Source organism: Aquimarina algiphila (genome assembly GCF_007489275.1).
Taxonomy (GTDB): Bacteria; Bacteroidota; Bacteroidia; order Flavobacteriales; family Flavobacteriaceae; genus Aquimarina; species Aquimarina algiphila.
Window position 1 is genome coordinate 98,834 of the sequence record NZ_VLNR01000011.1, and the last position, 12,341, is coordinate 111,174.

The 12,341-nt window shown below is 35.5% G+C and carries 6 protein-coding genes; 1 reads left to right on the top strand and 5 read right to left on the bottom strand.

What is annotated here, in order from left to right:
- Positions 1-2 precede the first annotated feature (2 nt).
- The gene (locus FOF46_RS07275) at positions 3-3,503 is read left to right on the top strand and encodes an efflux RND transporter permease subunit (protein WP_143915989.1); all 3,501 of its coding nucleotides are present in this window, start codon (positions 3-5) and stop codon (positions 3,501-3,503) included.
- Positions 3,504-3,773: 270 nt separating this feature from the next.
- Here the strand turns inward: FOF46_RS07275 and FOF46_RS07280 are convergent, their stop codons facing one another.
- The 5 genes from FOF46_RS07280 to FOF46_RS07300 form a co-directional block, all read right to left on the bottom strand.
- Positions 3,774-4,922: an IS4 family transposase gene (locus tag FOF46_RS07280; RefSeq protein WP_143915990.1), complete on the bottom strand. Its 1,149-nt coding sequence runs from the start codon at positions 4,920-4,922 to the stop codon at positions 3,774-3,776.
- Positions 4,923-5,005: 83 nt separating this feature from the next.
- Positions 5,006-6,385 (bottom strand): protein kinase domain-containing protein, encoded by a 1,380-nt coding sequence (locus FOF46_RS07285; protein WP_143915991.1) that lies wholly within the window; start codon positions 6,383-6,385, stop codon positions 5,006-5,008.
- A gap of 250 nt (positions 6,386-6,635) precedes the next feature.
- A complete protein-coding gene (locus FOF46_RS07290) occupies positions 6,636-8,039 on the bottom strand; it encodes an ATP-binding protein (RefSeq protein ID WP_143915992.1) in 1,404 nt (467 codons plus the stop codon).
- A 209-nt stretch (positions 8,040-8,248) separates the two neighbouring features.
- Positions 8,249-9,859, bottom strand: coding sequence for a contractile injection system tape measure protein (locus tag FOF46_RS07295; RefSeq protein ID WP_143915993.1), 1,611 nt, complete (start codon positions 9,857-9,859; stop codon positions 8,249-8,251).
- Between the two features lie 11 nt (positions 9,860-9,870).
- A complete protein-coding gene (locus tag FOF46_RS07300) occupies positions 9,871-12,330 on the bottom strand; it encodes a hypothetical protein (protein WP_143915994.1) in 2,460 nt (819 codons plus the stop codon).
- Between the last annotated feature and the right edge of the window lie 11 nt (positions 12,331-12,341).

A 12,341-nucleotide genomic window follows, 5' to 3' on the forward strand; every position in this document is an offset into this window, starting at 1 on the left:
CTATGGAAGTTAATAAGAAAAAGGTAGATAAAGAATTTGGGTTAGCGTCTTGGGCGATAAACAATCCTACTACCATATATGTAATGATCGGTATATTCCTGGTCTTAGGGCTTTCGGCATATTTCTCTATGCCAAGAGAGAACTTTCCTGAGATCAACGAAACCAAGATTTATGTTAGTGTCCCTTATCCCGGAAACACAGCAGAAGATATAGAACGATTAATCATCGACCCTCTTGAGGACAAGTTAAAAAATGTAAGTAATGTTGTAGAAATTCTTTCTACTTCTCAGGAAGATTATGGGATTATCACAATAGAATTTGAAGAAGAACTTACAGTTGCAGAAGCCAAACAAAAGGTTAAAGATGAAGTAGATTCTGAAAAAGCAAACGAAGACTGGCCTACTTTTAATGGAGCCAAGGTAGAACCTAATGTTTTTGATTTGAGTATCTCTGAAGAGACTCCAATTATGAACATTAATATTGCTGGTGATTACCCTGTTGAAAAACTGAAAGAATATGCAGAATATCTTGAAGATGAAATTGAAGATCTAAAAGAGATTAAAAAAGCTGAAATTCGTGGAGCACAGGAAAAAGAAGTAGAAGTCGCTGTAGATATCTATAAAATGATGGCTGCAAAGGTGAGCTTTGACGATGTTATTAATACCATTCGTAACGGCAATATGACTGTTTCTGCCGGTAACATGATCACCAGTGGGCAACGTCGTACCATACGAATACTTGGAGAAATAGATCAACCCAAACAATTAGACGGTTTTGTTGTAAAATCTCAAGATGGAGCGGTCTATTTAAGAGATATCGCTACGGTCAATTTTAAAGAAGAAGATAAAACTACATATGCCAGAGAATTTGGACACAGTGTAGTGATGTTGGACGTTATGAAACGTTCTGGAAAAAACATGATCGAAGCTGTAGAAAAGATCAAAGTTATTATTGCTGATGCAGAAGAAAATATATTCCCACGGGATCTTGATATTACTGTGGCAAATGATCAATCAGAAAAAACAAATAACCAGGTAAGTGATTTGGTAAACAATATCATCTTTGGTATTGTCTTAGTTGTTGGTGTTTTGATGTTCTTTTTAGGCTTTAGAAATGCACTTTTTGTTGGATTTGCTATCCCAATGTCGATGTTTATGTCCTTTATGATTTTATCTCTTTTGGGGTATACTATGAACACCATGATCTTATTTGCCTTAATTATGGGATTAGGAATGTTGGTGGATAATGGTATTGTAGTTGTTGAGAACGTATATCGATTAATGGAGGAAGAAGGCATGTCTCGTATAGAAGCTGCAAAAAAAGGAATTGGCGAAATTGCCTTTCCTATTATCATTTCTACAGCTACTACCGTAGCTGCATTTATACCTCTGGGGATGTGGCCTGGTGTAATGGGACAATTTATGATCTACTTCCCAATTACACTTTCTGTAGTACTGGGGTCATCACTTTTTGTTGCCATTTTTATCAACTCAATGTTGGTTTCTCAATTTATGGAAATCGGAGAAAAGAAACTTACTCTTAAACAACTGATTCGTTTAAGTATTATTTTAGGAGGATTAGGTATTTTTATTTTGGTCGTTGGTGGACCTGTACGTGGCTTAGGAAGTTTAATGATTTTTACTGCCATTATGTTTTGGATATATCGATATGTATTGAAAGGTGCTGCTAATTTCTTTCAACAAAGAATATTAGCGTGGCTAGAAAATAGATATCAACGTTTTTTAACTTTTGCCTTAAAAGGCTGGAGAGCATACACCTTCACCATTGGTACTTTTCTATTACTATTTGTGGTATTTGCCATGTTTGGGGCTTCTGTAGGTAGTCAACGTACCAAATTTGAATTTTTTCCAGATAACAAACCTAATCAAATTGTGGTTTATGTCGAATATCCTCAAGGAACCGATATCGATAAAACGAATGCGATCACCAAAGAAATAGAACAACGAGTATATGCTGTTGTAAACGATTCAGAATATATTGATAAAGGCGATGACTTTAATTTTCTTGTAGAATCTGCAGTTTCTCAAGTTGGCGAAGGTGCAGGAAATCCACAGACTGATGGGGGAAGTAGTGCAGAAATGCCGCATCGTTCTAAAATTACCGCTACCATGCGCGAGTATAAATATCGAAAAGGGAAAGATTCTGAGGTGTTGCGTCAAAAAGTACAAGAAACTCTTAAAGGAATTTACCCTGGTATAGCGATTTCTGTAGAAAAAGATCCAGTTGGCCCACCCGCTGGATACCCTATAAATATAGAAATCGAAGGGCCCGATTATAATGAGTTGATTAATATTGCAGAACAAATGCGAAACTTCATCAACGAAAAAAATATTCCTGGTATTGAAGAACTCAAAATTGATGTAAATAAAGGGAAACCTGCCATGCAAGTGGTAGTTGATCGTGAAAAAGCCGGAGAATTAGGCGTTGCAGCTGGACAAGTTGGAAATCAGTTACGTCGTTCTATTTTTGGAGAAAAAGCGGGAGTTTATAAAAAAGATGGTGAAGATTATGATATCTATGTTCGTTTTAACGAAGAAAACAGATATAATACGAGTGCTCTTTTTAACCAAAACATCACTTTTAGAGATCAAGCAACTGGACGACTAAAAGAAATCCCTGTTTCGGCAGTGGCATCGCAAAAAAACACTTCTTCTTTTAGTGCTATAAAACATAGAGATACCAAAAGAGTAGTTACTGTATATTCTGGTTTAGAACCAGGTTTTGTAGACGCAGCGGCCATTGTTTCACAAATTCAAACAGAAATGGCTAGTTTTCCTAAACTTCCAAGAGGTGTAGACATTGATTATACTGGTCAAATTGAAGAGCAAGATAAACAAATGAAATTCTTAATGGGCGCTTTCTTTTCAGGATTAGGTCTTATTATGTTAATTTTAATTTTTCAGTTTAGTTCGGTTTCTAAACCTACTATTATTATGATTGCCATCTTCTTGAGTTTTATAGGAGTATTTGGTGGTATTTTGATTACCGGTGCCTCTTTTGTAATCATGATGACCATGATGGGTATTATATCCCTTGCTGGAATCGTTGTAAATAACGGGGTAGTACTACTCGATTACACACAACTCCTGATTGATCGTAAGAAAGTAGAACTTAATGTACCTGAAAAAGATCTACTCCCAAATGATGAAGTGATGAAACTTATTATCAAAGGAGGACGAGCACGTTTAAGACCTGTACTACTAACTGCAATTACTACCGTATTAGGGTTAATCCCGTTAGCAATTGGGTTTAATTTAGACTTTTTCTCGTTATTCAGTACTGGAGATCCTAAAATATATTTAGGTGGTGATAATGTAATCTTCTGGGGTCCATTGGCATGGACCGTCATCTATGGATTGATTATAGCTACCTTCTTAACCTTAATTATTGTACCATGTTTATTCTTTATCGTGAACAGAGTCAAAGTAAGGTTCAGTAAAAAAAACGTTGTAGAAGTACCCGTAACTCCTGCGACAGTTTAGTGTTATGTAAAATTGATTAGAAAAACGTCGTACAATGTGTACGGCGTTTTTTGTTTACTACCTTTCTGTAGATACAATTATTCTTTCTTTTGAATATATTAATAATCACAAATAAAATCTAAATTTTTCTGTGTTGATCATATTAATTCTACCTTTAATATAATAGTATTAACCATTTAAATATTACATAATGAAGAAAAAGAAATTCTCAGGATTGAATTTGGATAAACAAACTATTTCCAAATTCCAAAGCATAAGTGTTCGAAACCTTTATGTTGAGTTTATTATTTCATTAATTTTATTAGGATCTCCGCCACATTTTAGGATGATATCTTTGATTATTAATACTTCCAGTTCATTTGCAAATTTTAATTTTGGAATTTTATATCCTTTTAAATTGTTTAATTTTTTATAAACTGTTATCAGAATTGCTATAATTAATGTCATATACATAATAACCTTAATCCCATTTGTTGTTCTAGATAATAGATGATTAAAATTTAAGTTTTGTTTGATAAATTTGAAAAAGACTTCTATTTCCCATCTTTGTTTATAGATTTCTACAATCTCTTTTGAGGTGAATTCTTTGCTATTACTTAAAAAATAAAAAACTTCTCCATTTTGTTTTTCTTTTGTAATTATCAAACGTAAATAAGAGATAGTTTTTTTATTATGCTTATTAAATAAGCTCACCTCCAAATCTTGCTCTATTAGTAATCTATCTGTTTCATTTTCTTTAATTTTTAACTCCTTGATTATTTCAAAGCGGGTGTAATTATTAAGTCTAGTTACGAAAATTAGATTCGATTTGTTAAAATCATCAAATGTAGCTCTTGATTGGACTCCTCTATCAAAAACTAAAATATTATTATGACTAAATGAACACTGATTTATAAGTTCTTTTAAAGCAAAATCTTCTGAAACAAATCTCTGTTGCATAAATATTTCTGAATGCAATGGAATATTAGAAAAAGCCATACTAAATTTTACATACTTCTTACTACCTTTCTTATTAATTCGCATTCCTTGTTTTAATAACTTGGATGAAACGGCCACTAAAGTCGAATCAAAAGAAATGATATTGTGTTTCTTTTTTAAATATTTCTTTTGAAATTTTAAAAGACAGCTATTAAATATAGCCTCAAAATAATCAGGGGTTATTGAAACCAATCGGTCTCGTATTGAATTATATCTTACTCCTTTAAAGCTAGTATTTGCAATGCTTTTAAAAGCTAGAGAATGATAAAATTCTTCCATGACTCGCAAACTATTCTGCTTTACATTTAGCATGGAAAACAACAATAATTGAAACATGGTCTGACCATCAAGCTTCTTAATTTGATAATCCACTTTATAGTCCAATGATAATTTTTCTAATTCATCCTTTGGAATATAATTTAAAACTTCTGAAACCTTCATAGTTTCTCCCTAAATTACATAATTTTAAGGTTTCGAACACTTATGATTCCAAATCTGCTCCATCGGATAAGAGTATATAACTTTTAGTTATGTACTCCGTTTAGTATGGTAACAAACTCTATACAGTCTTTCTTATTTGGTTGAACCTTTTCTAAGATTTTCATTAGTACCTCTAATTTTTTAACTGATAAATAATCTCTCAAAGAACGCCTCAAATCATTTATACCTGTATTATTGATTATTGTATCTGAGTGAGCATCTCCTGTATTACCTAATAAAATATTGTACGCAGTTTTAATAAATGATTTATAGTCGTCTTCAGTGAATTCTGTCTCAAAAACATTAGTTCGATGATCAACAACAGCGGCTCCAAAGTCTGTAATCTTTACGTCACCATTCTTACTTAAAACATTTTTCTGTGAAATATCATTATGAATAATGTTATTAAAATGCAACTTCGAAAGTCCATTCCATAAACCTCTAACCAAAAATATCCTTTCAACTAACTCATCCGGTAACTCCTTATTTAATGAGTGGTCTGCTTTCTCTAAAACTATAACCTCTTTTTCTTCATTATAACCGATCCCAGATATCCAGTTTTTACTCTTTATGGCAGACTTTTCCATCTTCTCTAGTGCGTCCTTCTCTTCATCAAAACTATTATCTCTGATCACTTTCACTATTACGTCTCTATCATTAAAAGAACCAATGTAAATGTCTCCATTAGCCCCTGCACTTATCTTTTCGAAATAAAAAAAAGATACATCCCCTATATTAGTATCATTATGGAAAGATTTTATTGACACTTTATTTGGGGTATTGTCCTTTACAAATTTCTTTGCGTCTGCCCAAGTGTGATTCCCTTCCCCCATAGTATCCATTATTCCTCCTATACCAATACATTGGGCCACTGATGAATTCTTTTTTATTTTTGTCTTAGTCGTTCTTTTTTTTTGACAATTCTTATTTTGTAAAGCTTTAGCCCCCATTACATCCGCTTCTCTTTCTAATCCTGCATCATCATTAATGTTCACTTTACTTTTTAGCTGTCTTGTGGGCTTTACTCTTCCTTGTTTCTGCTGTACCACGTGCCAGGCTTCGTGAGGTAAATGTTTTTCTTGACCGGATGCTAGGTGAATATCCGTTCCTTGTGCATAGGCATGCGCTTGTAGCTGTAAGGGTTTGTTGGAGTTGTAATGTACCTTAACATCATCCATACTGTATCCTGATAGGTTTTCGATACCAGATTTTAGATGATCTGGTAGTCCTGTTTTATTGGTTTTTCGCTGTACTGGATTTGTGTTACTCATAGAACTATTTATTGCACCTTGTAACTTACGCTGATCGATAGTAGAGGCACGGTTATCCATAAGTTGGGCCGTGCCTCTGGTACTAGGCTCACTAGCAACACTTGGGGTAATCGGATTTTGAAGTTCTTGTGTTTTATCTGCTTGTATTTTCATGTTTTTTCATTTTTAAACTTGAATACTAATATTATACTACTTTGTCATGCTGAGCCTTTCGAAGCAAACTATATTTAAAAACCCCTTCGACAAGCTCAGGGTGACAATCAGAATGGTATGCGATGGTGGATCCCGATACCTTTTTCTACAGGTATTCCTCTGCATACTTTATAATCAGTACCGGGATAATTCCCCCTTATTCCCCACCATCTATTAAAATATTTATGTTTCTTACATAGTATTCTATCGTTTAGTTTAAAATAATCCCTTCCTTCTGTAATTCCTTTCGTATAGCCGTTTCCAGACTTTGCTGAGTGATCGTTTTTTCGTTATTAGTTACAGCTTGTAGCGTACATTTGCGCACTACATTCATCATTAATCCACCAGAAATACCATAATTCTCGGCTATCTGCCATAGATCAGCTTCTTCGTCCAGTGGTAATTTCTCAGCAAAGGATTGTTTCCAAAGTTGATAGCGTTCTTCTACGCCTGGCATCATAAACTCTATCATCGATTGAAATCTTCGGGTAAAAGCATCATCTATATTATCCTTTAGGTTACTTGCAAGGATCACTACTCCGGGAAAATCCTCGATACGTTGTAATAAATATCCTATTTCCTGATTACCATAGCGATCATTAGCACTGCTTACCTGAGTACGTTGCCCAAATAAAGAATCTGCTTCATCAAAAAACAAAATCCAATCGTGTTGCTGTGCCTGATCAAATACTTTTGCCAGGTTTTTTTCGGTTTCTCCAATGTATTTGGAGACCGTCATGCTCAGGTCTATTTTATAGACTTGTCTACCGGTACTTTTGCCTAGTAAAGCAGCAGCCATACTTTTACCGGTCCCCGGCGGACCAAAGAACAGGCTTTTATAGCCCGGCTTTAGTCTCTTGCCCAGTTTTAGTGCTTCTAAAACAGTTTGTCCATGAGTCACCCAATCCCTGATTTCCTGTAAGCTACGGGCTGTGGATCTAGAGACGATGAGATCCTGCCACGATAACTTCGTATGCAACTGTTGCGCAGGAAAATCAGGGCTATACATTGCTTGATAGGGTGTGCCAGTTAATATATTGGCTACATATTCGTTAGCAATCATCCAGATACTACTCAGTAACGGGTTATTCCCTTTGGTTCTGGATACGTTGATCATTCCTTGTCGTATTGGTAAAAAGTCCTGCGTAATCAAGGTATGATATTGTAGACGCTTGTTAAGATCATCTCCAGCTAGTAAGAACATTGCAGTTTCTGCTGTAGGAATCAAGCCTAAATGTCCTTCTAACAATAATCCTCCGAATTCACTATATCGGCGGTCATAGTCTTTGTTTTTTGTCAGTAATATGTCCAGAACTTCTGGTTTAATATGAGGAACCAATGCCAGAATCAGTAACAATCTTTCTGCAACCTTGAGTTTGTGTTGTTGTATAAAATGAGCGTAGCTTCCTTCTTTACCTGATAGGTTTGGCGGCACTAATTCCTCTATAGACGTATATGGGGTTTCTTGCTGAAAATGTAGTTCTAAACGAGTTTGAAGCACTAGGCTTAGCCATGAGAGTTCTGCTACTAATACCTCAGCATTATAATCACTAATATGCCTATCAGTTGACTTCTTTATATCATTGTTTTCAGCGATGACCATTTGTTTTTTCATAGTGCTGTTTTTTTGTTATTTCTTTTATATTGTCTACCCTTCGACTCCGCTCAGGGCAGTACCCTCAAGGGACGGAAACAAAAAGGCTATTTCTATTAGGTCTCGATGTCAGTCTGAGCTTGTCGAAGACCTTTTTAAACACATATTTTACTTACGTTTTATAGCACTTCGACAGGCTCAGTGTGACATTCATTTTTTATACATTTTATTTATAACCATTCTACTACAATAATATCTTGCATCCAGGGAAGCTTTACGGTATGAAAACCCCAAGGCAATTTTTCTAACGTAATATCATGAGTTTCTCGTTGTACTTGCAATAACCAATGTCCATCTCTGGTGCGTAAGGACCCCGGGCGACATAGATAGGAAGTTCTAAAACCATCTATAGATAAGTTTTTCCAATGCGGTCCTTGTCCTATCACCGCGGTTAGCAGTCCTTCTGCAATTGCTGTTTCTTCTTTAGATAGTGTGATTGGCGATATAATTTCTTCTATAGCGACACCACATAACAATTTGTTTAATGGTAGTACTCCTTCAAACAGTTCCTGATCATCTCCTTCACACAAATACTGCAATGCACATATGGCAGTATGACGAGTCGTTTCATTAATAAAGGTTTTATCGGTTATCAGTTCCAAATTCTCAAAAAAGCGTTCTAAAAATGGCCAAAAGAGTACCAACCCTGCGTTTTTTATGGGAATAAAATCAGTGTCTTCAAAAGGAGAGGACAACTGTTCTATCTCCATTAATGTCGGTTTTGATGCTACTTCTTGCAGTTCTTTTTGTATTCTCTGTATATAGGTTGCTAAGGGTTTTAATACAGTATTGGCATCTACCGTTTGCTCTTGTGTGTCACCTATATCTTTTAGCAGTTGTATGCATTGTTTCATCGTATTAACAGGCAACTGATCGAAAAAAAGATTGTTTATGATGGTTGATAGTTGTCTAAAAAATTCTTGCCATACGATATTCTTAGCTTGCCTGGTTGTATAGCTAGCTACTAAAGATTTGATCTCATAGATATCCTGTGCTTGATATTTTTTGCTACTTCCTTGATGATCTATTCCTAATGATACCAACGTAGCTTGAAAACACTCTTGTTCAAACGACTTATAGTCTTTGGTTGTATCAAACTTCTGAAACGCTGTTTTCCAAAAAGTAGCCTGTATCTTTTGCGCTGTGATGCCGTATTTTTTGTGAATTCTATGTTGAAATTTTTCTAAAGCAGTCACTATTTGTTGTACAGGAATCTCCGAAATCAACTGAAAAGATTGAAGCAATTGTGTCGCCGTACTTATATGTACAAAACGTTCTAGCTGCTGGGTACTCCATCTCAATTGTTTTAGCAAGGTGATGAAAGTGGTGTTCGGCTTTTGCAACAATTCTTCTAATTGTTCCAAAACATATGCTTTGGTTGTGTCCTTTGCCCACCACGGCAATATCCCGGTTTTCAGATAATATGCTACTGTTCTAATAAGTGTTTTTTCTTTGAGTTGACTGACCTCATCTTTTTGTTCCACTTCATCAGATTGCTGATATCCAGTGCATACTTCTTGAAGTTTTTCTTGTAATTCTTCCTCAAAAACAGTCGCGAAATCTTTTACAGATACCTTTCCTAAATCTAATGTAAGTCGATCAATCTGCAACGGTTGATCACCCATATTATTAGTAGTATTCCCAAATATACGATCCATAACCGTTGTTAACTGATGCCGACACAGCGCACTTAGTTCTTGCTGTACAGCAAAAGTATCTGCAGTAGAAGGCAAGTGAATTTCTAGAATCTGTTTATTAATGATATGTTTTTGCTGTGTCATAATACTAATTATCAATTGTTGATTTCTTCTAGAAAACGATGATGGGCATGGTCAAATCGTTGCATTTCTTCTTGATCCAACCATTGAATATTGGTCTTGATATGTACCGGGGTCTCCTCACGTATCGTTAATGCAATGAATTTCTTAAAATCTTCATCTTGATATTGTTCTATCCACGCTGGCAGTACAAAAGTTAGTTGTAATGAATACGGATCTTTTGGAGCGGTTGTATGCATCCATCGACCTACTTTCTCCTCTTCTATAAAAGGCTCTGCGATTTCGAACCCATCTTCCAATATTGAAACTACGCTATGTACCCCATTATAATTTTTGGTTCTGGTAATTTCTATCTCATCTCCTACTCGTAACGTATGTGTTCCTGTTTTGTAAAATATGTGATCTGATGCTGTAGAAGACTTTTTAATACCATAGATACAAGAAGATTGTAGATAATATCGAATATCGGGCGTACGTTGAAATAAACCTCCAGTTTCTGACTCTTGAAAAGGAGCCTTGATTTCAAAAAAATCATCTCCGATCGCTAACACAGTATAAACCCCTTCGAATTGTGCATTACCAGTGATACGTATTTCTTCTCCAAGTTCTAAGGTATGATTTTCGACGATGCATCGTGTAAATTCCTCTGTGATGGCTACTTCGGATCTTTCGATTTGTAATGGAATATACGTTGCGGTAAACGAATAAGGATATTTTTTTCTAGGTCGTAACAAGATATGTTCTACCATATGTATTCCTGCAGTATTGCTATTACCTAAGTTTCTACTGCTATAGTCCTCGATCCCTATTTTTAATGCAATTCGCTTTTCTAATCCCGAAATGTTTCGAGTATCCCAAAAGTCTTTTGTGGTATCATACGCTTTTGCTCTACAGGCACTCACCACAGGATATTCTTTAAGAAATCGGGCTTTATCCTTGATTAACTTTTTATCCGTACTAGACTCATTATCCGTAAGATCTTTTAATACCATACCATAGCCTGTAAATTTCTCTGCAAATCGTGCCAACAAATGGTTTTGAAACTTATTTTTTCGTAATAATCCGGCATTAGCATCAGCTGTCATTTCGCTTAAATATCCTTCATAACTTTCTTTGCTTCCGATCACTTCAGATACTCCGGGAACACAATCTAACAAGGACTGATTAAAATAGGTTCTGGTATCTTCTCCATCAAAACTCATCAGTTTTTTAAAGTGCGCTAACTGCGAAAAATAATTGGCCAATGTCTGTTCAAAAAACAACAAATACCCACTTAACTGCTTTGCCTGTGCTTTTCTTTCGGGAGTAGCTGAATCCGGGAGTCCTATTTCGCCAATCCCATAATTAGCAGGGAACTGATTTTGTATCGAATCATAGTTTTCTAGTTGCTGTGCTTGAGTTTCTGGCATGATCATATCCAGTTCTTTACCTGATACAGCTCTGGAAACACTTTCAACTCTTTTTTGATTGTATAGTGTTTTTATTCTTTCTGTATCGATGCCTACGGCAAGTCCTTTAGAGGTAAATGATAGTTGTGATAAGGTGCCTTCGATATCCAAAATTGGAGTTTTGGAAGTATCCAATGGTAACAACCAATTTTTTACTGTATTGGTTCCCGTAGCCAGTGCGATTTTGTCAATCGCTAATACTTCGGTTTGATCCATAATTTCTTTAATCACATCCGAAGTCTGGATTTCTTTTTTTCTATAGTGATTTATGAGATCCTGATCATCAATAAAACCATTTAATAGTCCTGGCCCATCAAAAATTTCATCGGTTCTTTTTCCTTTTTCTAGCTGTTGTTGCAAAGTATAGAAAGGAATACGAGGTGAAAAATGTGTTCCCACACTACACAAAATATTAGCTACCATCTCATTAACATCATCTACCGTATCCGCAATTTCGATAACACCATGTAATCGGATTCCCTGCGTATCTAATAATTTTATTTCTTCGAAATCCTCACAAATCGTACGACATCCGTAGAGCCTTTCTTTTACATCCTTAATTATTGTACTCCCAGGGATATCAAACAACCCATCTTTTTCTATAAAAACTCGGTACAATCCTATTGGTGTACTATCCGTTTCTGAGATCTCACCAGCTCTTTTTTGGGTTACTTTTTCAATCCAGGCATTTTTGACCCCATCCACATCAATCGCTACTTTACGAATATCCAATACCGTTACTGGATTTGTGGTTAAAATGGTAGCGGGACTATAGAGGTTTTCATAAGTGCTGGTGGTATCACTACCTATGATATCCTGAATATCATAGTCCATCCGATACGCTAGATCAGTGACTGCATAACATACTTGCTCTAAAATCGTAATACCAGGATCATGGATATTATGATCGGTCCAGGTATCTCCAGCCATTTTTTGGATCAGTTGCATTCCTTCTGCTCTAAGGAATTCATAGCTTAATGCACTGTTTTGAGGTACTTCTTTAGGTATGGTGATTGTATCTGTCATTGTAAAAGGTA

Coding starts and splice junctions, on each gene's coding strand:
- FOF46_RS07295 (WP_143915993.1), bottom strand. CDS start 9,859: ATGACACAGCAAAAACATATCATTAATAAACAGATTCTAGAAATTCAC.
- FOF46_RS07285 (WP_143915991.1), bottom strand. CDS start 6,385: ATGAAAATACAAGCAGATAAAACACAAGAACTTCAAAATCCGATTACC.
- FOF46_RS07280 (WP_143915990.1), bottom strand. CDS start 4,922: ATGAAGGTTTCAGAAGTTTTAAATTATATTCCAAAGGATGAATTAGAA.
- FOF46_RS07290 (WP_143915992.1), bottom strand. CDS start 8,039: ATGAAAAAACAAATGGTCATCGCTGAAAACAATGATATAAAGAAGTCA.
- FOF46_RS07300 (WP_143915994.1), bottom strand. CDS start 12,330: ATGACAGATACAATCACCATACCTAAAGAAGTACCTCAAAACAGTGCA.
- FOF46_RS07275 (WP_143915989.1), top strand. CDS start 3: ATGGAAGTTAATAAGAAAAAGGTAGATAAAGAATTTGGGTTAGCGTCT.